Consider the following 22,955-nt stretch of genomic DNA (forward strand, 5'->3'; position numbering starts at 1 on the left):
CATTCTGCTCGATTCAATCGGAGTCCGTCTGACCTGTCCCTAGCGCAGCCCTGCACCGACCAGCACGGAGAATGCGGACTCAATGCACTTTCTGGCCGCGCCGTATTCATCCTTCCAGCGCGGATCTGCCCGCTTGGCCTTGACCTTTGGCGGTGTGAGGCAGGTGCCGGACTAATCGCCTTTATCCCCAATCTGTTTTGGCCCGCCATAAGTAGGCCAGTTTCAGCGCCAAGATATGCGCGTGACCAAGATGGTGCCCACTCCCCAGTTCTCAGGCCAGCTCGTTATTGAATTTTTCGAAGACAGTCAGTGCCGTATCTTGTGTGACGGCAATACTCTCTGTGCCCGTGAAAAAGAAAACGTCGCCAGGGTATTCGCTCGCCAGCCTCGCTGCCAGATGGACTGCCCCCTTGACGGTTAATGCAGATGAGTGCTCGACAATAACACCAAGAATGTCCCCTGAATTTTGAAGGGTATCGAAATAAATGACATATTCGGCGCGTCCCTCATCAAATTTTGCCACTGCCAAACTGACATAGCTGTTTTCAAAGCTGTAGTTGAGTTCCATGATACTCTCTGGAATCCGCTTTCTTGCCGTGATCTCCGCATCCAACCAAAAATCATTGTCAAAAGCCTCAACGTTTTTGAGCTGCCAGCCGTCTGCCTCAAGCACCGTTAGAAAGGATTGACGCTGCTTGATTTGTTCCTGAGTCATACTTGAACGGTCCACAGCTACCTCAAATTCAGTCCGGAGAGGGCTTCGAGTTCTTTGATGACATTCCGCAGCTTGGAGTGAATTGATTTTTTAATGGCTGGATCAAGTGGACCCGCATCCGCCTCCAGTTGCGTGATGGCCTGCTCCGGTGACCAGGTTTCGACGCGAATACCGTGCTCAAGCATCCTCTGAATGCCGTCTCTCGACAGAGCTTTGCCGCCTTTCACTTTGGGCGAGTAGATGCCCAACACCTGAACGCGAAGTTTAACCTGGTGACGTTGAGAAAATTCAATGAGCGTCGAGGCGCAGTTGTGCAGTTTCTTTTGAAGGTCCGCGTCACACCCAGGGTCACCGCAGGGACTGCTTGACAACTGCACAATCACTTCAGGCATTTGCCCGGCGAAGCGCTTAATCACCCGCTCGGCGTTCTGCACAAAATTCTCTTCCGCGTGTTTGGGTAACTCACCTTTCTTTCCTGGCGTGTTCGCCGACTGAATCTCAATGCCGTTAATAGAGGCCCTCAGGGCCACGCCACGCCGTATAGTCATGAGTTCGAGGTCGTCCTGATCAAACATGATCTTCGTGTCGGTGAGACCGACATTCTCATAGGGCGACGCACTGGCCTCAATCTGGTATTGCCCCCGCTTCACCTGCTTCGTGCGGAGAGCTTTCAGGCCCCTGGGCCTAAACTTGTCCATAGCCTGCTGCAAGGTGGCCTGCGTGTTTTTTGCCTTGCCCTGCCGGGGCAACTGGCCCGAAAGGTAAGCCCGTACTTCAGCCTTCACCGCGCGGCTGTCAGGTGTGTCCTGGGTCGCGCTTTCAGGTTTAGTGTTCTTCGGTTTCCCCGTTAATTTGCTGATGGCGGTTTTGATACGCGCGACGACCTTGTCGAGCAGGCCATCAAGCTTGCCGCGCACCTTGGCAATGACCCCCTTGATCTTGGTGCCAATGTTGCCCAGGCCCAGCACCTTGCCCAGGAACCCCAGCGCCACCGGAATACTGCGCGCCAGCGTGCTTTCCACTCCGGCCACCGCTGCCCCAATGTTGCCCGCCGCTATCGCGCCTACGCTCTGAACCGCACTCGTCACCACGCCCATGATCTGCTTGCCCTGCTCAATCACGAACTGCACGCTGCGGAACGCCCCAATCAGCGCCTGCACGAAGCCGCCCCCTGGAATCAGCATGGACGCCACTTTGGTGATGCCCGCCATGACCACGCTCTTGGTTACTTCGGTCTTCAGGCCGGCGACCACTTCCCCGCTGACCGGGGCCTGGTTGGCTTTCAGTTCGTCGGCTTTGTGCAACCCGCCCTTGATGCTCTTCAGGGTGTCAATCGTGCCTTCAGCCGCCCGGACCTGTTTCTCGCCATTTGGCCCCATCGCCTTGACGAGACGGCCCCGCAGCGCCTGATAGGTCAGGCCCATCACGCTCAGGGCCGTCATGAAGACGCCTTGCAGGTCCAGTTTGGCCGGAAAGGTGATGCCCGAGGCGCCGGTCAGCCATTGACCCAGCCCGTTCTGGAGATGTTTGGGCGCGTTGCTCGCAAACTTGGAGAAGCCGCCTTTGAGGGCGCTCAGGAGGTGGCCAGCAAACTTGGCCGGGTTTTTCAGGACCTGCAGGATGAGGTCGCCGCCCTGCCGCAGCTGAGCCACCACCTGCTGCCCCACCGGCCCGAGTCCAGCGGCCAGCGCGGTGAGGCCGATGTCGGCAATCTTGCGCGCGCTGCCCACAATCAGGTTTTTAAGGCCGCTGATGCGGCGGGTTACGGCGTTCTTGGCCCCGCCCAGGTCGGCCTTCCCAATCGCTCCGGCAATCTCGCCCAGCGCGCCGCCCAGGTCCAGCTTGCCCAGCTCAGCCTTGAACCATGTCCAGGCCTTCGGGATGGCGCCCGTTTCCTTGAGGGCTTTGAGGATGTCCTTCAGGGGTCCAGGCACCCAGCCGGCCAGCGTGTCCAGAATGCTGTCGGGATTGACCGACATGGTTTTGCCCGTCACCAGGTCCTTGCCAAAGGCCATGCACAGCTCGCGGTAGCCGGGCAGGGCGGTCAGCGCGCCGGCAATCATCTCTTTGCCTTTATCGGCAATGGCGCTCACGCCGTCTTTGACCTTGTCGGCGGCCCAGCTGAGGGGATTGCCCCAGCGCTGCACCGCCTGCGGTTGCAGGTCATACAGGGGTTTCAGGGCGAAGCGCTGGACTGCCCCGTCCTGTGCCCGTTGCAGGGCGGCGCCTTTACTGTAGACCCCAGGGGCGTGGGGGCTGGGCGGCATCAGACTTTTCGGGCTGGGCATGACCTGGGCCAGCTTGGCGCCCATCGTGCGGGCCTCGCTTTCCAGCCCGGCGTCGGGGTCAATCCCTTTGCCCACTCGGCCCTGAGACTGCTGGACAGTATGGGTGACCTCATGTGCCAGGAGTTCAAGGCCGCTTTTCGTGTTGGGGCTGAATTTCCCGCTCTGGAAAAAGATGTCGGTGCCCGTCGTAAAAGCAAGCGCGTTGACACCTTTGGCCATCTTGTCGGCTTCACTGTCGTCGTGAATCCGCACCTTGCTCAGATCATGGTTGAGGCCCTGTTCCAAGTGGCGCTGGACGGCTTCCGGGAGAGGATTACCGCTTCCACGTCTGGCTTGAATGCGCTGCAAGACAGGCTGCGTCGCCTCCGCGTCCAGTTCCGCCAACTGCCGCTGAAGGGCGAGTGCCCGCAGCGCTTGGGCGTCCTGTATGGCCTGAGCCTCATGGCGCTGCACAGCCGTGTCCACAGCGCGTTGCAGGGCCAGCCGCTCCCCACCGGGGACCAGACCCAGCACCGCCCGCGAGACCGGCGCGCTGATGGGATGCCGCTGCAAGATCGCCAGATGCTCGCCGTACGTCTCACAGCGGGCTGTCGCTGAGCCCCGGTCCGCCTTGAAGCCTTGCGCCAGCGTCTGTGCCACCTGCCGCTGGAGGGCGGTGAACTGCGCCGCCGCACGGGTGTCCAGCGCCACGCCGTCCACCTCTTCGGCCCGTGCCCGCATGACCGTCACCCATTCGCTGGGGGTCTGCGGCTTTGTGGGGACCGGTGCAGACGGCGGCGCTTGACGCTGAAGGGCCGCCTCCGCCCCACGTGCCGAAAGGGGCAGGGCGGCCAGCTGGGTCTGGGCGGCCTGGCGCTGCACGGCCACACGTTCGAGTTCCTGCCTCTCCAGCGCAGCCGCCTTTAGTGGCGCCTGCACAGCCTGCCGCTGCGCTGTGAGTGGGCGAACCGTATGACGCTCCAGAACCTGCCGGGTCTGCTGGCGTTCTGGCTGAGGCGCGTGCGGCTGGGAAGACGGCGAAACCGACGGCGGAGTCGGCTCGTGAGTGGGTGAACGGCGCGGCGCGAACGTCATAGCTGACCTCCCGAACAGCCATCAGCTTACCGCACCGCGCGACCAGAGCGGCTAGGCGTCATAAGCCTTGACCGCTGCTCAGGCGAACAAGGTGAGCGTCCACAAGGGGCAGCGGCGTGGGCGGAATTGAGGGGCACCTCTCCCCCGAGGGTAGAACTGACAGCCGCTGCCAGGCGGCCCTCTACCTCAGGCGGCCCAGCCCCTTCCGGATCAGGGTGTCGGCGTTCAGGTCAGGCTCGGCGGCCAGCAGTTCGGCCACAGCGGCGCGCACCTGCGCCTCGCGGAAGCCCAGCGCCAGCAGGGCGTCAATGGCGTCGCGCCCGGCGGTGCTCACCATGCGGGCGGCGCGGCCCCCGGCCGGGGCGGCGGCCGCCGCCAGATGCTCGGGCACCTTGTTCTGCAATTCCAGCACCAGGCGCTCGGCGGTCTTCTTGCCCACGCCGCTGACGCTGCTGAGCAGTTTCACGTCGCCGCCCAGCAACCCCTGAGCCAGCGCGCTCACTGGCATGGCCGAGAGCAGCGCCAGCCCCAGCTTGGGCCCCACACCGCTGACTCCAGTTAAAAGGTCAAACAGGCGCAGGCTGTCGGCGTCCTGAAAGCCGAACAACAGCTGGGCGTCCTCACGTACGACAAAGCGGGTGTTCAGCTCGGCGGGCTCGCCCACAGTCAGGCGGCCCAGGGTGCCCACCGGACACTGCACCTCGTAGCCCACGCCACCGGCCACCACCACCGCGCTGCCTTCGCGGATTTCGCGCACCACGCCGGACAGGTAAGCAATCACGCCCGCGATTCTAGTGCAGCCCGGCCCCGCAGGCCCGGAAGGACATGACGTTTAGTAGAGGCCTGGGGCGGCCAGTCTCTGGCACTTCAACTTCAAGCCTGAGGGAGTCGGCGGTCCTGACGGTGGCCCTCATGGCCAACCTCAGAGCTGTTATTGACTCTGCCACAGCAGCGCAGGTTTCTGCCCAGAAAAGACCGCTGGAATGGCCTTGAGCGTGGTGGTCTCTCAACCACGAAGCACGTTGCTCTGGCTGGAGGAGATGCAGCTTTGGCGCGAGACCTCTAACCGCCTGAACAGATCAGCGCCAGTCTCACCCAGCAGACCCACAGCCTTCCGCCAGGCGCCCTCGGTTCTCAGGCTGCTTGGATCAGGGGTCAGGCAGAGAATGAAAAAGCGACCGGATTGCCCCAGTCGCTTCCGCCTGTGCCGCTGCGCCTAAGAGCGGCTTACGGCCGGCTGTGGCGCCACCCGCCTGAGGCTGAGGACCAGCAGCGCTGCGGCCATCACGGCCGCCAGTGCCGCGCCCCACACATACCCGCGCGCCTCGTGCCCGGTCGGCGAGGCCAGCAGCAACGGGCTGAGGAACTGGCCCAGAAACACCGCGCTGCTCATGCCGGCAACCACACGGCCGCGCCAGGCCGGTGGCGTCAGGTCGGCCAGCCAGGTGTACAGGTTGGGAAACACCAGCCCGCCGCCCAGCCCGCCCAAAACCAGCCCGGCCAGCGCGACTGCCAGATTCGGCGCCGCCGAAACCACCAGCCAGCCCGCCGCCACCACACCCAGGCCCAGCGCAGCGGCGCGGCGGGGGTCAAAGCGGCCCGCAAAGCGCACGTACAGCAGCGAACTGACCGCCGCCATCAGCGTGAAGGTGCCCAGCAGAAGGCCGGTCTGGGCCGCCTGCGCTCCCAGCGTTCTGAGGAGAAAAGGCCCCTGGGCGGGCATCAGATAAAACACGACCATGTAGCCCAGCGCCAGGCCGTACACCAGCGCAATAGCCCCCCAACGCGGGGGCTGCACTTGGCCGGCCTCCTGTGCTGGCGCCGGCACGCCGCGCGGCAGGCGCAACGTGAGGGGCAGGAGGAGCAGGGCCAGCGCGTACAGCACGAAGGGTGCGCGCCACGACAGCCCGGCCAGCGCGCCGCCCAGCGGCAGCAGCACAGCGCCGCCAAAGCTGGTAAAAGCCGCCTGCTGACTGAGAAAGCGGCCACGTTCGGGCCCACTAAACAGGTCGTTGACCAGCGCCCCAGCCGCCGTCATGGTGCCCGCCACCGCCAGCCCCAGCACCACCCGGCCCGCCAGCACAGCGCCCAGCGACTCGGCCACCAAGCCACTGGCTCCGCCCACGGCGTACAGCAGCAAGGACCCCAGCAGCACCGGGCGGCGGCCAAAGCGGTCAGCCAGCACGCCCCCCAGCGGCGCGGTAATGGCAATCACCAGCCCCAGGATGGTCAGGGCCAGCTTGACCAGCAGGTCCACGTTGGGAACGCCAGCGAAGTGTTCGCGCATAGCCGGCAGGGCTGGGGCAATGGTGGCCCCCGACATTACGGTCAGGGCGGCCAGTAGCAGCAAGGTCAGCCGCGTCAGTGGGTCCGGCGCGGCGGGAGAAGAGGAAGAGACAGACATGCCCTCAGTATAGATTTAAAAATTCAAGCGGTCGGATTTACAAAGTACCTTCTGAGGGACAGGTGGAGGAAGAGAAAGGGACGCCTCTCCGCTATGGGGCGCTGGCTGCCGGGGCGGCCTCCGGTGCCATGATTGGCAGAGATGGGCTGCAAATGAAGGGCTGCACAACACCTTGAGCAAAAGCGGCGCACCTCTCTAGCCATGACAGCCAGAGCGCACGTCACTCCATCGTCAACGCTTCACCCCTCTCCCCTGTTCGCCCCATACTGAGGCGCATGTTCACCCTGCGCCGTGCCCAGGAAGCAGACCGCGCCGCGCTCTACCGCATCTGCCTGGAAACGGGCGACAGTGGGCAGGATGCGACCGCCATCTATGCCGACCCGCTGCTGCTGGGGCACATTTACGCCGGGCCTTACCTCAGCTTCGCGCCGGACTTTGCCTTTGTGCTGGAGGACGAGGCGGGCGTGGGCGGCTACGTTCTGGGGGCGCCGGAGACCCGCACCTTTGAGGACACGCTGGAGCAGGCGTGGTGGCCGCCGCTGCGGGCCCAGTTCCCTGTCCCGCCGGCCGACCCGGCGGCCCGCACCCCCGACGAGCGCCTGACTGCCCTGATTCACCAGCCACGCCGCACGCCGGGCACCCTGCTGGCCAACTTCCCTGCACATCTGCACATTGACCTGCTGCCGCGCGCCCAGGGCGGGGGCCGGGGCCGGCAGCTGATGGACACCCTACTGGAGGCGCTGCGCGTTACCGGAGTGCCCGGTGTGCATCTGGGCGTGGGGGAACGCAATGTCAGGGCGCAGGGCTTTTACCGCCACCTGGGCTTTGAGGAACTGGGCCGCACCCCCGGCGCCGTCACCTTTGGGCGGCGGCTGTAGGCCAGGCAGCGCAGGCCCGTGGGGCGGCCTGGGCGCTACACTTCTGCCATGACCCGCGCGCCTTATACGACGCCCCGAATGCCCCAGCGGCTCTGACCCCAGAGAGCCGCGCGGGGCGCTCTGGTCAGGCCGGGCGCCCCGCTTCCTGTTGCCGCTTATTCTGAAAGCCGTTTGCCTGCCCAGGCCGCTCCCGTTTGGGTCAGGGCCGGACAGAAAGGAATCCCCATGAGCCAAGCCGACCCCTTTTACATCACGACCGCCATTGACTACGCCAACGGCGCCCCGCACATCGGCCACGTCTACGAGAAAATTCTGGCCGACGCCATCGCCCGCTACCAGCGCCTTGCCGGGCGCGAGGTCTTTTTCCTGACCGGCACCGACGAACACGGCGAGAAGATTGCCAAGGCCGCCGCCAAGGCCGGCCAGACGCCGCAGGTCTTTGTGGATGACCTGAGCCTGCGCGCCTTCAAAGGCCTGTGGGACCGCCTGGACATTGGCTACGACGACTTTGTCCGCACCACTGAGGGCCGTCACAAACGCTTTGTGCAGGACATCTTGCAGCGGGTGTACGACGCCGGCGACATTTACTTTGACGAGTACGAGGGCCTGTATTCGGTGGGCGCCGAGCGGTACGTCACCGAGAAGGAACTGGTTGAGGGCAGTGACGGCGTGCGCCGCTACCCCGGCGACAAGGACCCACCCGAACTGCGCCGCGAGGCCAACTACTTCTTCCGCATGGAGAAGTACCAGGCGTGGCTGCTGGAGCACATCAGGCAGAACCCCGACTTTATTCAGCCAGCCGGCTACCGCAACGAGGTGCTGGAAATGCTGAAAGAGCCGATTGGGCCCCTCAGCATCAGCCGGCCCAAGAGCCGCGTGCCCTGGGGCATCGAATTGCCCTGGGACGCCGACCACGTGACCTACGTGTGGTTTGACGCACTCCTGAATTACGTCTCGGCGCCGGTCAGCAAAGGTGAGCGCCCAGACGTGATTGGCACCGCCTGGCACGTCATCGGCAAGGACATCCTCAAGCCGCACGCGGTGTTCTGGCCCACCATGCTCAAGGCCGCTGGCCTGCCGGCCTACCGCCGCCTGGTGGTTCACAGCCACATCCTGGCTGAGGACGGCCGCAAGATGGGCAAGTCTCTGGGCAACGCCATTGACCCCGAGGCCCTGGTGGATCAGTACCCCACCGACGCCATCCGCTACACCCTGCTGCGCGAGGCGACCCTGAGCGCCGACAGCCCCTACGGCGAGGGCATTCTGGTCTCACGCCTGAACAGCGACCTGGCCAACGACCTGGGCAACCTGCTGTCGCGCACGATTTCCATGATTCAGAAATACCGGGGCGGCGCCATTCCGGCCGCGCAGGAGCTGACCGACCGCGAGCGCGAGATTGAGGCGGCGGCGCTGGCCCTGCCCGGTCAGATTCTGACCCTGGTGGACGAACTGAAAATCAATATGGCCATCGAAGCGGCCATGAACTTCGTGCGCGACCTCAACCGCTACATCGCCGAGAGCGCGCCCTGGAACCTGGCCAAGAGTGAGGACACCGCCCGGCGCCTCGACACGGTGCTGTATACCGCTGCCGAGGGCCTGCGCGTGGCCAGCGTGGCCCTGGAAGCCGTGATTCCGGCCAAGGCCCGCGACCTGCGCGCGCAGCTGGGCCTGGGCGGCCAGTCGTACACCCTGGCCGCCGCCTGGGGCCTGACCCCCGCCGGCACCCGCGTGCAGGGCGGCGCGATTCTGTTTCCCAAGCCCGAGCCCAAAGCACAAGAACCCACAGCTGCGACCGAGGCACCTGCCCCGGCCCCCAAAGCCACCAAGCCCCCGAAAGAGACCCCCATGACCCAGACTGAACCTGCCCCCGCTGCCCCTGCCGCCACCCCCACCGTCCCGGAACAGCCCCTGATTTCCATTGACGACTTTGCCCGCATTGACCTGCGCGTGGCCGAGGTGCTGGCCGCCGAGGCGGTGCCCAAGGCGGACAAGCTCCTGAAACTGACGGTGCGCCTGGGCGAGGAAGAGCGTACGGTGGTCAGCGGCATCCGCACCTGGTTTGAACCCGAAAGCCTGGTGGGCCGCAAGGTGATTCTGGTGGCCAACCTGAAACCCGCCAAGCTGCGCGGCATCGAGTCTCAGGGCATGATTCTGGCCGCCGAGGATGACCAGGGGAACCTGGACCTCGTGGGCCTGCGCCTGGACCTCCCCAGCGGAACCAAGGTGCGCTGACCTTGCTGCTGGCCGTCATGCCAGAGACCAGCAAAGCCGGGAACACCAAGGTTCCCGGCTTTTCCTATTGAGGGCCGACGCCGCTAATGCAGCATGGGCGCAGCGGCCGCGAACACGCCGTCCCGGCCCAGGCGGCGGGCGGCCCGGCCCGGCTCGAGTTCGACCAGCGGCGCGGCTTGCCACACCAACGCCGCCAATTCGGCGCGCGCCTCGCCGCGCAGCACCAGGGCGCTGTCGCCGCACCACAGCAGGCTCTTGTCGCTGTACTCGTCCAGCACGAAGCAGGCGTCGGCACCCTCCGGCCGCCGGAGCAGGTCGGCCAGCGCAAAAAAGTCAGCGGGTTGCAGGTGCTAGGTGCAGTGGCCCCAGACCAGCGCCACGGTGGCGTGTTCGCACTGGGTAATCACCCGCAGGGCGTCCAGCTGCGCCAGTTGCACGGGAAAGCGGCACATCTCAGGGCACCTGCCGCTGCGCGTGGCGCTGGGCGTAGGCGGCGGCGTCCCAGGGCAGCCGCTCGCGCTTGACCTGCGGGTCGGGAATGGGCACAGCGCTCAGCAGCGCGCGGGTGTAGTCGTCCTGCGGCTGGCGGTACAGGGTATGGGCGTCTTGCAGCTCGACCAGGTGGCCCCGGTACATGACGGCCACACGGTCGGCGATGCTCTCGACCACGGCCAGGTCGTGCGAGATAAACAGCATGGTCAGGTTCAGGTCATCCTTGAGCTGACGCAGCAGTTCCAGCACCTCCTTGCGGATGCTCACGTCCAGCGCCGAGACGCACTCGTCGGCCACGATAAATTCGGGCTGAAGGGCCAGGGCGCGCGCAATGCCGATGCGCTGGCGCTGCCCACCCGAAAACTCGTGCGGGTAGCGCGCCATGACGGTGGTAGGCAGCTGCACCATGTCCAGCAACTCGGCCACCCGTTTGCGCCGGGCAGCGTCACTGGTGGCGAGCCCATGAATCACCAGCGGCTCGGCCAGAATGTCACTGACCGTCATGCGCGGGTTGAGGCTGGCAAAGGGGTCCTGAAAAATAATCTGCATCTTGCGGCGGTAGGCACGCAGCTGCCCCGCACTCAGGCCCCGCAGCGACACCCCGTCATACCGCACATCGCCGCCCGTAGGTTCAATCAGGCGCAGAATGGCCCGCCCGGCGGTGGTCTTGCCTGAGCCAGACTCGCCCACCAGGCCCAACAGTTCGCCGCGCCGGATGTCAAACGAGATGCCGTCAACGGCCTTGACATGTCCCTGGACGCGGTTGAGCAGCCCACCCTTGACCGGAAAGTACACCTGAAGGTGGTCCACCTCAATCAGGGGCGTGCGGTCGCGGCGCTCGGGGGCGGGGCGGGCCTCGTCAATGCGCGGCACGGCGTCCAGCAGGCGCTGGGTGTAGGGGTGCTCCGGCTGCTGAAAGATGGCCTGTACCGTCCCGGTTTCGACCATCTCGCCGCGCTGCATGACGACCACGCGGTCGGCCATCTCGGCGACGACGCCCAGATCGTGCGTGATGAACAGGATGCTGGTGCCGGTCTCGCGCTGCAACTTGCGCATCAGGTCCAGAATCTGGGCCTGCACAATCACGTCCAGCGCGGTGGTGGGCTCATCGGCGATCAGCAGGGCCGGGTTGCACGACAGGGCCATGGCGATCATCACGCGCTGGCGCATCCCGCCCGACAGCTGGTGCGGGTAGGCTTTCAGGCGGGCTTCCGGGTTCGGGATTTCCACCAGCCGCAGCATCTCCAGCGTGTGTGCAAAGGCGTCGGCGCGGTTCTTGCGCTGGTGCAGCATGATGGCCTCGGCAATCTGGTCCCCGATGGTGTACACCGGGTTCAGGCTGGTCATCGGTTCCTGAAAAATCATGGCGATTTCGTTGCCACGGATGCGCTGCATGGCCCTTCGCCCTGTTTGAGCAGGTTGACGACCTGCCCGCCACGGGTGCGGAACAGGATTTCACCGCCGTCAATGCGCGCCGGTGGCCGGGGCAGCAGCCCCATGATGGCCAGGCTGCTGACACTCTTGCCGCTGCCCGACTCTCCCACGATGGCGACCGTCTCACCGGGCAGAATGCTGAAACTGACGTCTTTGACGGCCTCGACCACGCCGTCATCGGTCTGGAAACTTACACTCAGGTGCTGAACATCAATCAGGGGCTGGGTCATCGCAACGGGCTCCGGGAGAAAAGAAACAGGGTGGGCAAAAGAGGACAGGGCCGCCGCAGGCCGCCAGTCAGGCGTCAGACAGTTCCACATATCCTGATTAATCCGACTTATTTAGTCAAGTTATACTGCTCTGGTCCCGGTGTGGCGTGGCTGCCGCTGCGCCTCCTGGCCATTTCGCAGAGTGATTTTCGCCGGAAGTCGCCTAGAGTGGCTTGAACGCCCGGCGTCCCCTCCCTTATGACATCTATCACCCCTGACCCTTCTGCCCCGCTGCTGCGCCGATTCCTGGGCTATTACCGCCCCTACCGGCGCCTCTTTCTGCTGGATTTCTCCTGCGCTGTACTGTCCGGCATTCTGGAACTCGGCTTTCCCATCGCCGTTCAGCTGTTCATCGACCGGCTGCTGCCCGGCCAGAACTGGGGCGCTATCGTCTTCGCCTCGCTGGGCTTGGTGGGCCTGTATGTGCTGAATACGGGCCTGCTGTCGGTGGTGACCTACTGGGGCCACATGCTGGGCATCAACATCGAAACCGAGATGCGCCGCAAGGCCTTTGACCACCTGCAAAAGCTGTCACTGACCTTCTTCGACTCGCAGAAGACTGGGCATCTGGTCGCCCGGCTGACCAAAGACCTCGAAGAGATTGGCGAGGTGGCCCACCACGGCCCGGAAGACCTGTTCATCGCCGTGATGACGCTGCTGGGCGCTTTTTTCCTGATGTTTCAGGTGAATGCCAACCTGGCCCTGGTGGCCCTGGTGGTGGTGCCGCTGACCACCTGCCTGACCAGTTTTTACGGTGGCCGCCTGACCCGCAACTGGCAGGAACTGTACAGCCGGGTGGGCGGGTTTAACGCCCGCATTGAGGAAAATGTGGGCGGCATCCGCGTGGTGCAGGCCTTTGCCAACGAGGCCCACGAGCGCCAGCTGTTCGCGCAGGACAACCGCCGCTACCGCCAGACCAAACTGGACGCCTACCGGCTGATGGCCGCCAACCTCTCGCTCAGTTACCTGTCCATGCGCCTGACGCAGACAGTCGTGATGGTGGCGGGCAGTTACTTCGTGCTGCAGCGTCAGCTGACGCCCGGCGAGTTTGTGGGCTTCCTGCTGCTGGTGAACGTGTTCTTCCGCCCCATCGAGAAGATCAACGCGGTGCTGGAAACCTACCCCAAGGGCATTGCCGGCTTTCGCCGCTACACCGAACTGCTCGACATTGTCCCGGACATTGCAGACCGGCCTGGGGCGCAGGCGGCGCCGGCCCTGCGCGGCGCGGTGCGGTATGACCAGGTGGAGTTCACTTACACGGGGTCCCAGCCGGTGCTGCGCAGCGTGACGCTGGACATTCCCGCCGGCGAGACCGTGGCCTTTGTCGGCCCGTCGGGCGCAGGCAAGACCACGCTCTGTTCCCTGCTGCCCCGTTTTTACGAGGTCGGGGCAGGCGCCGTGACGATTGACGGCACCGATGTCCGGGACTTCACGCTGGCCTCGCTGCGGTCCCAGATTGGCATCGTGCAGCAGGACGTCTTTCTGTTCGCCGGCACCCTGCGCGAGAACATCGCCTACGGGCGGCTGGAGGCCCCCGAGACCGAGCTCTGGGCCGCTGCCCGCCGCGCGCGCCTGGACGACTGGATCGCCACGCTGCCTGACGGCCTGGACACCGTGATTGGCGAGCGGGGCGTCAAGCTCTCGGGCGGACAGAAGCAGCGCCTGGCCATTGCCCGCATCTTTCTGAAAAACCCGCCCATCCTGATTCTGGACGAGGCCACCTCGGCCCTGGACACCGAAACCGAGCGGGCTATTCAGGCCGCCCTGACCGAACTGGCGCGCGGGCGCACCACGCTGATTATCGCCCACCGCCTGGCGACCATTCAGGGCGCCGACCGCATCGTGGTCGTGGAAAACGGCCAAGTGACCGAGCAGGGGCAGCACGACATCCTGCTGGCCAGGGGTGGCCGCTACGCCCAGCTGCACGCCGCACAGCGGCTGGACGTCGCGTAAGGCGGGGCGTCCAGGAGCGGGGTCGCCCTGGGCTCATCCCCCCGCGCTACACTGCCCCCATGCCCTTTGTGGTCGTGTCTGGCCTGTCCGGCAGTGGAAAAAGCACCGCGCTGCGTACCCTGGAGGACGCCGGCTTCTTTATCACGGACAATCTGCCCCCGGAACTCTGGGGGGCCATGCATGACCTGGTGACGGCCCGGAGCCTCAAGTGCGTGGCCATCAGCACCGACGCGCGCACCCGCGACTTTCTGGGGGCGCTGGAAACCAGTTACACCCGCCTGTCGCGCCGCCGCGAGGACCTGCGGGTGCTGTTTTTGGAAGCCCATTCCGACGTGCTGCTCAAGCGCTACAACTTCACGCGGCGCGAACACCCGCTGGGCGAGAACCTGATGGTGGATTTTGCCCGTGAGCGTGACCTGCTGGCGCCCCTGCGCGCCATTGCCGATACCGTGATTGACACCACTGACCTGAGTGCCAAGGAACTGGCCGAGCGGGTGAGGGGTCTGTTCCGGCTGGAAAACAGCTTTACCCTGCGCCTGATGTCGTTTGGCTTCAAGCACGCACCCCCGCGTGACGCGGACATGGTGCTGGACGTGCGCTCTTTGCCCAACCCCTATTACGACCCCGCCCTGCGCCCCAAAACGGGGCTGGACGCTGGGGTGGCGCGCTACGCCTTTGGCGACGAGGCCGCCGAGCAGTTTTACACCGAGCTGCGCGACTTCGTGCGGGTGGCCGCCGAGCGGGCGCGGGCGGCGGGCCGGCACGGCTACACAGTGGCGGTGGGCTGCACGGGCGGCCAGCACCGCAGCGTAGCGGTGGCCGCCCGCCTGGCGCAGGACCTTGAGGACCTGAACGTCAACGTGATGGACCACCGCGACATGAAAGTGGACGGAGAATGAGCGGCCCGCCCCTGCCGCGCGAGCAGGGCAGGCGGGCGCCGCTGGTGGGCGGGCCGGAACCGCTGGGCACCGACGCCCTGGGCACCGGGTCACTGGGCACCGAGACCCTGCGCCGGGGCCGCCGGGCCACCCGGCGCGCCAAGATGTGGATGTCGCCCGGCCTGGGGGTCAAGCGCTGGCTGACCCTGTTCGTGGTGTGTACGTTTATCGGCGCCGTGGGCGTGCTGCACTTTACCTGGACCGGCCCGCTGCACTTTGCGGCCACCCGCTGGATTCTGTGGGTCAACCACCTTGTCAGCCCCGAAATCATGCCGCTGTACACGGGCGGCATGGCCCTGATGCTGCTCGCGCTGTTCGGGGCCCTGTGGAGCATCATGATGCTCAACCGCTCGGTGCTGCGCGGCACCGGCACCGCCCCCGAGCAGGCGGTGGACCTGATGTACCAGCGCCGCCACCTCGCGCGGGGTCCCCGCATCGTGGCGGTGGGCGGCGGCACCGGCCTGAGCAATCTGCTGTCCGGGCTGCGCGTCCACACCGGGAACACCACCGCCATCGTGGCCGTCTCAGACGACGGCGGCTCGTCGGGTCGGCTGCGGGCGTCCCTGGACATGATCGCGCCCGGCGACCTGACCGACTGCTACGCCGCCCTCTCGGACAGCCCGGTCATGGCCCGGCTGCTGCTGCACCGCTTTGAGCGCGGCGACGGCCTGGAAGGCCATACCTTCGGCAACCTGCTGCTCGCCACCCTGAGCGAGGAGCAGGGCGGCCTGAGTGAGGCCATGCTGGACATTCACGAGGTGCTGCGGATTCGCGGCCGGGTGTATCCGGCGACCACCCAGCCGGCCACCCTCGTCGCCCGCCTGAGTGACGGCCGGGTGCTGCGCGGCGAGAGCGGTTTTGCCGCTCAGGTGGGGGACGCCCAGATTCAGGACGTGCGCCTGGACCCCCCGGCGCTGCCTGCCCTGCCCGAAGTGCTGCACGCCATCCGTGAAGCCGATCAGATTGTGCTGGGGCCAGGCAGCCTGTACACCAGCATTATTCCGGCGCTGCTGGTGCCCGATATCGCCCGCGAAATTCGCGCGGCGCCGGCGCCCGTCATCTATGTGGCCAGCCTGATGACCGAACCCGGCGAAACAGACGACCTGACCCTTGAGGAGCATGTGCAGGCAATTACCCGTCACCTGGGCCGCGCCCCGGACTGCGTGCTGGTCAATAGCGCCGTGCCGCCGCGCGACGTGACGGCCCGCTACGCCCAGAACGGCGCCCACCTGCTGAACCTCAGTGGCGCGGGGCGCGATCTGCGCGGGCGTGCAGTGGTGCTGCCGCTGCTGCAACCGGGGCAGGCCCGCCACGACCCGGCAGCGCTGGCCCAGGCCCTGCTGCACGCCGCCCCGAAACGCGACCAGAATTGAAAGACAGTGGGAAGCGGGAGCACTTATCCGGCAGCTGGCCTGAGGGTGAGCATCGGACCATTGTGTCGGCACTTGACCCTATACCTCTTTGGGAGGTGCATGCGGAGTAATCGGCGTGAGAAGACCGGCTGGCGCTCTCCCTGACGCCAGGCAGCCTCCAAACTCTCCGAGTCCATTTGAGCGAAACCAGAAGGAACCTAAGCGGGCTGACGGGGCTAACGTGGGCCAACCAATGCTGTTCGGACATGGGCACGCTCCAGCCAAAGGCCAAGGAGCCAGGCAGAAGCCCAGAAGTGGCCGGCCGGCTTTGCAGCACCCTAGTCCAGCCCTAAAACCCCCAAACTGGCAAAACCCCAAAACCTCAGCTTTAGCGCAGGGCGTCGCGCGCAGAGGTGAGCCAGCCCATCACACCCGGCAGGGTGGCCAGGGCCGCCAGCACCCCGAACAGCACGACCGCCACCAGCGAGGCGCTGAGCCACGGCCCCGGCGCGCTGCGTTCCTGAGGGTCTGGTTTGGGGGTCAGCCACAGGTGCAGGACCACCAAGACCACCGTGCCAAACAGGGCAGCGCCAATCGAAAGGGGCACCGCCAGCGCCGGATTTTTCAGCAGCTCGGTGGCCTGCTCCTGATTGGCGGGCAGGCGCCCCGCCAGCAGGCTGCCCAGCCCCACCGCCAGCGTGTTGTTCAGGGCGTGGACAATCACGCTGTTCCAGAGGCTGCCGGTGTGCTGCACCAGGCGGGCCAGCACATAGGCCAGCGGCAGAATACCCACCACGCTGGCCGGCACGCCGTGGGCCAGCGAAAACACCAAAGTGCTGGTCAGGGCCGCCACCCCGAAGCCAGCGGCGCGCTCGTGACCCCGCATCAGCAGACCGCGGAAGGCCACCTCCTCGGCAAAGGGCACCAGCAGGCCCGCCGCCAGCAGCAGCACCCACAGGTCAGCCCCACGGCTCAGGAACTGCGGAACACTGTCGGCCGATTGGGGAAACAGGGTGACAAAAGCCAGCACGAACGCCCGTGACGCCAGAAAAGCCAGCACGAACGCGGCCAGGGCAATTCCCCAGGCCGGCGGCGTGCGCCAGCGCGTGTCCTGGGTCAGCGCCCGCAGCGCTGGGCGAAACAGCAGCACGCCAGTCAGCACCACCACGCAGAACGCCAGCAGCAGCGAGGTGCCCAGCGGCACCCCCAGGGCCAGCAGCGCCGCCGAGGCCACGTTCTGCACCGCCAGCAGCGCCAGCGCCGCGCGGTTGCCATCCACGGCTCGGATGGGGCGGGACCCCGGCGAAGTGGCTGGGGCAGTCAGGTCAGGCTGAGCAGGCGGCACCGTCATGCCGCGAGCCTACCGCGCCTGGGCAGACCTGCGCCTGTGGGGTCGCTTGAAGAGGCAGGAGAGGTGCCCCTCAGTGCAGCTCAGCAGGCCGCATTCCAGCGGTGACCCGCAACGCAAATGGGATGGTCCTAATTCCAGGCCACCCTGGAAAGCCACAGCTCTCCTTCACTTCGCCGAGTTCACATCACGAGTTGCTTGCTCGGCTTCGCCGCTACGCAAGCCCACTCGGAAGCTGCAGTGGTCTGCCGCCGCCGCATCGCCTTTTCACATCCAACGCTCCATCCACCTTCACGAACAGCGGATTAAGCGGCACTGACGCCTCTGCCCAACCGGCCTACAGAGACCTCTGGAACGACTGCACCGCGCGGTATGACCGCTTGCCTCCCGCTTCGGTGACCCACTGGCTCCGGCGCGGCCCCGGCCTTACAGCTCTATCCCATCTAACTGGGCGACGCCGTGTTTCAGGGCGTACAGCGCCGCCTGGGTGCGGCTGTCCAGACCCAGTTTGCCCAGCAGGCGCGACACATGGGTCTTGACAGTGGCCTCGCTGACGCCCTGGTCAGCGGCAATGTCCTTGTTGCTGTAGCCGTGGGCCAACAGCTGCAACACAATCGTTTCTTTGGGCGTGAGGGTCTCGCGCATTTCGCCGCCCCGGAAGTCGCGCACCAGCCGCCGGGCCGCTTCGGGGTGCAGCCGCACCTCGCCGCGCGCCGCCGCGTGAATGGCGTCGGCCAGGGTGTCACTGGACGCGTCTTTCAGCATGTAGCTGATGGCCCCAGCCTCAATGGCGCCGTTAACCTTGTGCTCTTCCAGAGTGCTGGTCAGGGCAATCACTTCGGTGTCGGGATGCTGCCGCTTAAGGCTGCGGGTGGCCGTGATGCCGTCCATGACCGGCATCATCAGGTCCATGATGACCACATCAGGGCGCAGCTCGGCGGCGGCCTGAAGGGCTTCTTCGCCGTTGGCGGCCTCGCCCACCACGTCAATCAGCGGGTCCAGGCCCAGAAAAAGGCGCAGGCCCTGGCGAACAACGGCGTGGTCGTCAACCAACAGCACACGGACGGGGGCAGGGGTGGTCATCGGGTTTCCTCCAGGGGGGTCAGAGTAATGTCGCCGCGCGGGGCGTCCACAAAGATGTCCAGGGCCGGGGTGGGGCTGACCGGGGCGCCGCGCGGCCAGTTCACGGTGTCGCGGTCGGCAAAGCGCACGCGGGTACGCAGCGTCTCAGGCAGCCGCAGCGTGACGCGCCCGCTCTGCGTGCGGATGTCCAGCGCGCCTCTGGTGCGGGGCGTGGCGCTGAGCACGATATCGCCGCTGCCAGTGGTCACCGACGCCCGGCCTGAGACAGCTGGCAGGGTCATCCTCACCTGACCGCTCCCGCTGCCCACGCCCAGCGTCTGGGTCGTCAGGCTGCCTAAGTTCAGCACCTGGTCGCCGCTGGTGGTGTTAACCCGCAGAGCGTCCGGCGCGCTGCCGGCGGGGGCGGTCAGGGTCACGTCGCCGCTGCGCGTCACCACGCTGACCGGGCCTGCGGGGCGCCCTGGCAAGTCCAGATTGACCCGCCCGCTCTCGGTTCTCAGGTTCAGCGCCTGGACCCGCAGGGCGGCCAGTGCCAGAACCTGCTCACCGCTGGTGGTCACGCTGCTCAGCCTTAGCGGCAGCCCCCGCGCCAGCCCCAGGGTCAGGCGGTGCTGCACCGGTTCAGGGCCATTGACCACCACCACCTGAACAGGCACCGGACTGACAATCAGGGCCACCCGCGCGGTGATCGCGCGGCCCTGGCGGGAGACTTCCGCCTGCACGGGGTTGCGCGCGCGGTGATACACGTGCCCCTGCACCGCCTGGTCACTGCCTGCGGGCAGCGCAGACAGCTGCACGTTGACCCGGTCGCCGTTAAAACTCAGGGCGGCGCTGCTGGCCAGGTCCAGTGGCAGCGGCCCGTCCAGCGGCACCGACAGCGGCGTACTCTGCACGCTCATGCCGGGGGTCAGGCTACGCGGCGAGGCCTGCCAGAAAATCCCCAGGCCCCCGGCCACCAGCCCCAGGCCCAGCGCCATGCGCCCCAGCACCGGCAGCAGCGGCCGGGACGGCGGCAGCGTGGTCACGCGCCGCCTCCGGGCAGCACTCGGGGCAGGGTCAGGGTCACGACGCTGCCCTGACCAGGTTCAGAGGTGACCTGAAGGTAGCCCCCGGCCCCCGCCGCCCGCTCGCGCATGGAGCGCTGGCCCAGGGTGCCGCGCCCCTGCGCCTGCGGGTCAAAACCCCGGCCATCGTCGCGCACGCTCAGGGTCACCCAGCGGCCCTCCTGGGCCACACCCAGCCAGACCGTGTGGGCGCGGGCGTGCTTGACCACGTTGTGCAGCGCTTCTTGCATCACGCGGTAGGCGGCGGCCTGGGCGTCGGGGTCCAGGTCAGGCTCGGCGCGCAGGTCGGCGTGAACGGTCAGGCCGTGGCGGGCTTCCAGGGCGTGCGCGTGCTGGGTCAGGGCAGCGATCAGCCCACCCTCTTCCAGCGCGTCGGGGCGCAGACTGAACAGCAGGGCCTTCATTTCCGAGACGCCGCCCTCGGCCAGGCGGATGGTGTAGTCCAGACTCTGGCGGGTCTTGGCCGGGTCGCGTTCCAGGGTGGCGCGGGCGGTCTTGGCCCCCAGGGTGATGCCGTACAGGGCCTGGGCCACGCTGTCGTGCAGTTCGCGGGCCAGGCGGGCGCGCTCCTGTTCACCGGCCCGCGCCCCGGCCCGCTCAATAAGCTGCGCGGCGTGCAGCGCGGTGCCGGCGTGGTCGGCAATGGACAGCAAAAACGCCAGCTCATCGGCGCTGGGCCGACCCCCAGCCGGATACCACGCGCGCAGGGTGCCTCCGTCCAGCGTGCCGGCCGACGCTGGCAGCGTGACGGGCAAGGTGGCCAGCCAGCCGCCGCCGGGCAGCGCGTGCACGCTGGCCTCGCCGGGGGCGGGCCCCGGTTCCTGGGCGGCGGGCCAGGCGCCCGGCACACCACTGACCGCGCGGCGCGAGCCGTCCGGCGCGTCCAGCGCCACCGCCATCGCCGTGCTGGCCTGCCAGGCCTGTTCGGTCAGGTCAGCCAGGGTGGCGTTGAGGTCGTCACCCAGGGCCACCCGGCCCGCCGCCCGGCGCAGCGCCACGACCTCGCGCCGCGCAGCCTCGTCGCCGTCTGGGGCCAGCAGCGCGACACCCAGACGGGTCCACATGCGGCCCATGACGCTCAGGACGCCGGCACTGACCAGCAGGGCGCCGGCGCCCGCCAGCATGAGCCCCGCCACCGACAGCGCGCCGGGCCGCAGCGTCCACTCGCCCCACACCACGGGCACGGCGCTATTCATGGCCCACAGCGGCGCCCCCAGCCCCAGCACCTGAATAGCGAGCAGGGTACACAGCACCACCCAGCACACCAAGCTCAGCGGCAACTGGATAACGTGAAACAGCAGCGTGCGGTAGGTGACCGGATTGGCCAGCGTGGCCCCCAGCCAGCCCAGCAGCCCGCCCGGTCCTGCTGGGGCCGCTGGCCGCGCCACCCGTACCCCCAGCAACCCAATCAGGACGCGCTGCACGTCGCCCAGCGCCGAGACCAGCCACAGCGCGGCCAGTAGGAACCCGGCCCCAACGACCACGGGCAGGGTCAGCAGCCCGCCCACCACAGCCGCAGTCAGCAGCCCCGCCACCGCGCCGCCCACCGGCAGCGAGAGCAGTACATACAGGGCGGCGCGGTAGGTCGCAGGGTCCAGCAGGTCGCCCAGCGCGCCGCGGTGCAGGCGGCGGGCAGGCGGCGCAGGTGCTCCCATGACCCTTATCATGCCGCGCAGCCTAGCGGGCCGGCCAGCACTGCAGCGTCCCCCGAAAGGCGCATGGGCATCAAGACCGCGCTGGAGAGCTGTAGAGGAGGGGCGGCAGAGTGGGCTTCCAGGCGCTCAGAGAGACTGAACAAAGCGGACGTGCCGAGGGATAGAGCAGGCTGGGTGGCTGTGACAGAGCGCAACTTCCGCAGAAGGAGATGTTTCGCCAATGTTCAAGAGGACAGCGTCATCCCATCCTTCAAATCACCAGCAAGCCACCGTCCGGTTCCTGCTGGCCAGCACCCGACATGCCTCAGCCATTTTCAATGCGTACCTTGAAGCAGGCGGGGACCAATCTGGGTCTCACCCTCCAGTTTCACGCGGCGTTCGGGCTGCGGCTGGCCGTCGCAGGGCGGCACCGCGCGCTCGGGGCGCAGGAGGGGCCACACGCTGGCTGCGGCGCGCCCGGCGATGTCGGCCACTGGCACTGGGCCAAAGGTGCGGCTGTCCAGGCTGCCACCAGGGCTGCGGTTGTCGCCCAGCACGAAGTAATGCCCCGGCGGTACCGTGACCTCAGCCAGAGTGGTCCGGGTAGGGCTGGCCGCCACGCTGTTGGCCACCAGGCTGGTGGTATCGGGGCAAAAGGCGGCCCAGTAAGTCTTGGTGGCTTCCTCGGGCAGAGGCTGGCCATTCACCCACACCACGCCGCCACGCAGCGCCACACGGTCCCCAGGCAGCCCCGCCACCCGCTTGACCAGAAAAGGCCGGTACCGCCAGGGCAGAGGCAGGCCGCGGTACACGTTGGTCCACTCGTAGGCCGCCTCACGCGGCGGCTTGAACACCACGATGTCGCCCCGCGCGTAGCCGCTCAGCCCCAGGCGGTGCGCCCAGCCGGCCGCAGTGCCCACCACCAGCCATTCACCGTGGCGCAGGGCGGGCAGCATACTGGCGCCGTCCACCCGCACGGCCGAGGCACCGAACTGGGTCAGCAGCAGGGCAACGGCGAGGGGCTGAAACCACTCGCGCACCCAGCCCCAGGCGCGCCGCCAGTCACCTGTCATGGCCGCTCCGGGGTCAGCTGAGCCGCCGGGGCACTGGCCCCACCCGCCTGAACGGCGTAGGCAGCGCCGCCCAGGGCCGCCCCCACCAGCAGCGCGGCGCGCAGAGGAGGCAGGGTATGCACCGCCGCCAGCCGCAGCGCCAGGGGCCAGACCGGACCCGCCGCCCGCAAAGCCACTGGCCAGGCGTCGCCTGCCGGCAGGCCCCGCACCAGCGCGTCATGCATCAGGCCATGCAGGTGGGCGTGCAGCTCGGCGTGTGCGGCGCGCTGTGCACGCGGGAGCAGCAGCCGGGTGGCCCGGCGCAGGTACGTGTGGGCTTCGGGGGGCAGGGCGCTCACCACAGGCTCCTGAGCACCCGGTCAAAGGCCGAGTACCCTTCGCGGCGGCGCACGAGTTCGGCGCGGCCCGCGTCGGTCAGGACGTAGGTGCGCACCGGGGGCCCGCCCCGCGCCAGCGTGGTTTCACTGGTCTGCAAGAATCCCGCGCGCTCCAGGCGGTGCAGCGCTGGATAGAGGCTGCCCGCGTTCAGGGTAATGGCCCCATCGGTCAGCGCCTGCACCCGCTTGGCTAGGTCCAGGCCATACCCGCTTTCGCGTTCCAGCACGCTGAGCAAGATCAGGTCAAGGTTGCCCTTGAAAAGATTGATGTCCATATAGGTATCAGATTCCGATATCAGAGTCTGAGAGTGATGAGTCATAAAAAGGCACCCAGACGACTCAGGTGC

Annotated in this window: 18 protein-coding genes and 2 pseudogenes; 5 read left to right on the top strand and 15 right to left on the bottom strand. The window is 66.9% G+C overall.

From position 1 onward, the window contains the following. Positions 1–42: 42 nt before the first annotated feature. The 5 genes and pseudogenes from GO986_RS01310 to GO986_RS01330 form a co-directional block, all read right to left on the bottom strand. Positions 43–204: pseudogene (locus tag GO986_RS01310) on the bottom strand (IS982 family transposase); the annotation flags it as partial. A 67-nt stretch (positions 205–271) separates the two neighbouring features. Then, entirely contained in the window at positions 272–730 is a 459-nt protein-coding gene (locus GO986_RS01315; protein WP_157457405.1) for a hypothetical protein, read from the bottom strand. A gap of 2 nt (positions 731–732) precedes the next feature. Next, a complete protein-coding gene (locus tag GO986_RS01320; protein ID WP_157457406.1) occupies positions 733–4,077 on the bottom strand; it encodes an eCIS core domain-containing protein in 3,345 nt (1,114 codons plus the stop codon). A gap of 181 nt (positions 4,078–4,258) precedes the next feature. Then, positions 4,259–4,858 carry a Holliday junction branch migration protein RuvA gene (gene ruvA, locus GO986_RS01325; RefSeq protein WP_224573044.1) on the bottom strand — a complete coding sequence of 200 codons (600 nt, stop codon included), beginning with the start codon at positions 4,856–4,858 and terminating at the stop codon, positions 4,259–4,261. Positions 4,859–5,293: 435 nt separating this feature from the next. Then, positions 5,294–6,481, bottom strand: coding sequence for an MFS transporter (locus tag GO986_RS01330; RefSeq protein ID WP_157457407.1), 1,188 nt, complete (start codon positions 6,479–6,481; stop codon positions 5,294–5,296). 275 nt (positions 6,482–6,756) lie between these two features. Here GO986_RS01330 and GO986_RS01335 point away from each other — a divergent pair, with 275 nt between their 5' ends. Together GO986_RS01335 and metG are read left to right on the top strand one after the other, a co-directional pair. After that, complete coding sequence (locus tag GO986_RS01335) at positions 6,757–7,359, top strand: GNAT family N-acetyltransferase (RefSeq protein WP_157457408.1); 603 nt, start codon at positions 6,757–6,759, stop codon at positions 7,357–7,359. Positions 7,360–7,584: 225 nt separating this feature from the next. Then, positions 7,585–9,591: a methionine--tRNA ligase gene (gene metG, locus GO986_RS01340; protein ID WP_157457409.1), complete on the top strand. Its 2,007-nt coding sequence runs from the start codon at positions 7,585–7,587 to the stop codon at positions 9,589–9,591. A gap of 83 nt (positions 9,592–9,674) precedes the next feature. On the opposite strand, the gene GO986_RS01345 is transcribed toward metG, so the two are convergent. The 3 genes and pseudogenes from GO986_RS01345 to GO986_RS22765 all read right to left on the bottom strand — a co-directional run. Continuing rightward, on the bottom strand, positions 9,675–9,869 hold the full coding sequence (locus GO986_RS01345; protein ID WP_157457410.1) for a hypothetical protein: 195 nt from the start codon (positions 9,867–9,869) through the stop codon (positions 9,675–9,677). A 175-nt stretch (positions 9,870–10,044) separates the two neighbouring features. Next, a complete protein-coding gene (locus GO986_RS22760; RefSeq protein WP_369409073.1) occupies positions 10,045–10,956 on the bottom strand; it encodes an ABC transporter ATP-binding protein in 912 nt (303 codons plus the stop codon). Continuing rightward, a pseudogene (locus GO986_RS22765) lies at positions 10,939–11,747 on the bottom strand (ATP-binding cassette domain-containing protein); the annotation flags it as partial. The pseudogene GO986_RS22765 and the gene GO986_RS22760, both read right to left, overlap by 18 nt. Positions 11,748–11,984: 237 nt before the next feature. Here GO986_RS22765 and GO986_RS01355 point away from each other — a divergent pair. From GO986_RS01355 to GO986_RS01365, 3 genes are read left to right on the top strand one after another with little or no spacing between them, the layout of a single operon-like run. Then, positions 11,985–13,739 carry an ABC transporter ATP-binding protein gene (locus tag GO986_RS01355; RefSeq protein WP_198170344.1) on the top strand — a complete coding sequence of 585 codons (1,755 nt, stop codon included), beginning with the start codon at positions 11,985–11,987 and terminating at the stop codon, positions 13,737–13,739. A 59-nt stretch (positions 13,740–13,798) separates the two neighbouring features. Then, positions 13,799–14,638 carry an RNase adapter RapZ gene (gene rapZ / locus GO986_RS01360; protein ID WP_157457411.1) on the top strand — a complete coding sequence of 280 codons (840 nt, stop codon included), beginning with the start codon at positions 13,799–13,801 and terminating at the stop codon, positions 14,636–14,638. Then, positions 14,635–16,050: a gluconeogenesis factor YvcK family protein gene (locus GO986_RS01365; RefSeq protein WP_369409067.1), complete on the top strand. Its 1,416-nt coding sequence runs from the start codon at positions 14,635–14,637 to the stop codon at positions 16,048–16,050. Before rapZ ends, GO986_RS01365 begins: the two co-directional genes overlap by 4 nt. 367 nt (positions 16,051–16,417) lie before the next feature. On the opposite strand, the gene GO986_RS01370 is transcribed toward GO986_RS01365, so the two are convergent. The 7 genes from GO986_RS01370 to GO986_RS01400 form a co-directional block, all read right to left on the bottom strand. Then, entirely contained in the window at positions 16,418–17,380 is a 963-nt protein-coding gene (locus GO986_RS01370; protein WP_157457412.1) for a CPBP family intramembrane glutamic endopeptidase, read from the bottom strand. A 423-nt stretch (positions 17,381–17,803) separates the two neighbouring features. Next, the gene (locus GO986_RS01375) at positions 17,804–18,460 is read right to left on the bottom strand and encodes a response regulator (protein WP_157457413.1); all 657 of its coding nucleotides are present in this window, start codon (positions 18,458–18,460) and stop codon (positions 17,804–17,806) included. Further along, on the bottom strand, positions 18,457–19,485 hold the full coding sequence (locus tag GO986_RS01380; protein WP_369409068.1) for a DUF4097 family beta strand repeat-containing protein: 1,029 nt from the start codon (positions 19,483–19,485) through the stop codon (positions 18,457–18,459). The genes GO986_RS01375 and GO986_RS01380 overlap by 4 nt, the downstream gene beginning before the upstream one ends. After that, complete coding sequence (locus GO986_RS01385; protein ID WP_157457414.1) at positions 19,482–21,191, bottom strand: sensor histidine kinase; 1,710 nt, start codon at positions 21,189–21,191, stop codon at positions 19,482–19,484. Before GO986_RS01385 ends, GO986_RS01380 begins: the two co-directional genes overlap by 4 nt. A 302-nt stretch (positions 21,192–21,493) precedes the next feature. Then, positions 21,494–22,231 carry a signal peptidase I gene (lepB, locus tag GO986_RS01390; RefSeq protein WP_157457415.1) on the bottom strand — a complete coding sequence of 246 codons (738 nt, stop codon included), beginning with the start codon at positions 22,229–22,231 and terminating at the stop codon, positions 21,494–21,496. Further along, entirely contained in the window at positions 22,228–22,569 is a 342-nt protein-coding gene (locus tag GO986_RS01395) for a hypothetical protein (protein ID WP_157457416.1), read from the bottom strand. The genes lepB and GO986_RS01395 overlap by 4 nt, the downstream gene beginning before the upstream one ends. After that, positions 22,566–22,883: a PadR family transcriptional regulator gene (locus GO986_RS01400; RefSeq protein WP_157457417.1), complete on the bottom strand. Its 318-nt coding sequence runs from the start codon at positions 22,881–22,883 to the stop codon at positions 22,566–22,568. The genes GO986_RS01395 and GO986_RS01400 overlap by 4 nt, the downstream gene beginning before the upstream one ends. Positions 22,884–22,955: the final 72 nt, after the last annotated feature.

Origin of the sequence: Deinococcus arboris, from assembly GCF_009755355.1 — a bacterium.
GTDB lineage: Bacteria > Deinococcota > Deinococci > Deinococcales > Deinococcaceae > Deinococcus > Deinococcus betulae.

Excerpts from the sequence above, each read along its gene's own strand:
- GO986_RS01330 (WP_157457407.1), bottom strand. The coding sequence starts at position 6,481 with ATGTCTGTCTCTTCCTCTTCTCCCGCCGCGCCGGACCCACTGACGCGG.
- GO986_RS01385 (WP_157457414.1), bottom strand. The coding sequence starts at position 21,191 with ATGATAAGGGTCATGGGAGCACCTGCGCCGCCTGCCCGCCGCCTGCAC.
- GO986_RS01400 (WP_157457417.1), bottom strand. The coding sequence starts at position 22,883 with ATGGACATCAATCTTTTCAAGGGCAACCTTGACCTGATCTTGCTCAGC.
- GO986_RS01365 (WP_369409067.1), top strand. The coding sequence starts at position 14,635 with ATGAGCGGCCCGCCCCTGCCGCGCGAGCAGGGCAGGCGGGCGCCGCTG.
- lepB (WP_157457415.1), bottom strand. The coding sequence starts at position 22,231 with ATGACAGGTGACTGGCGGCGCGCCTGGGGCTGGGTGCGCGAGTGGTTT.
- GO986_RS01335 (WP_157457408.1), top strand. The coding sequence starts at position 6,757 with ATGTTCACCCTGCGCCGTGCCCAGGAAGCAGACCGCGCCGCGCTCTAC.
- rapZ (WP_157457411.1), top strand. The coding sequence starts at position 13,799 with ATGCCCTTTGTGGTCGTGTCTGGCCTGTCCGGCAGTGGAAAAAGCACC.
- GO986_RS01370 (WP_157457412.1), bottom strand. The coding sequence starts at position 17,380 with ATGACGGTGCCGCCTGCTCAGCCTGACCTGACTGCCCCAGCCACTTCG.
- GO986_RS01320 (WP_157457406.1), bottom strand. The coding sequence starts at position 4,077 with ATGACGTTCGCGCCGCGCCGTTCACCCACTCACGAGCCGACTCCGCCG.
- metG (WP_157457409.1), top strand. The coding sequence starts at position 7,585 with ATGAGCCAAGCCGACCCCTTTTACATCACGACCGCCATTGACTACGCC.
- GO986_RS01375 (WP_157457413.1), bottom strand. The coding sequence starts at position 18,460 with ATGACCACCCCTGCCCCCGTCCGTGTGCTGTTGGTTGACGACCACGCC.
- GO986_RS01355 (WP_198170344.1), top strand. The coding sequence starts at position 11,985 with ATGACATCTATCACCCCTGACCCTTCTGCCCCGCTGCTGCGCCGATTC.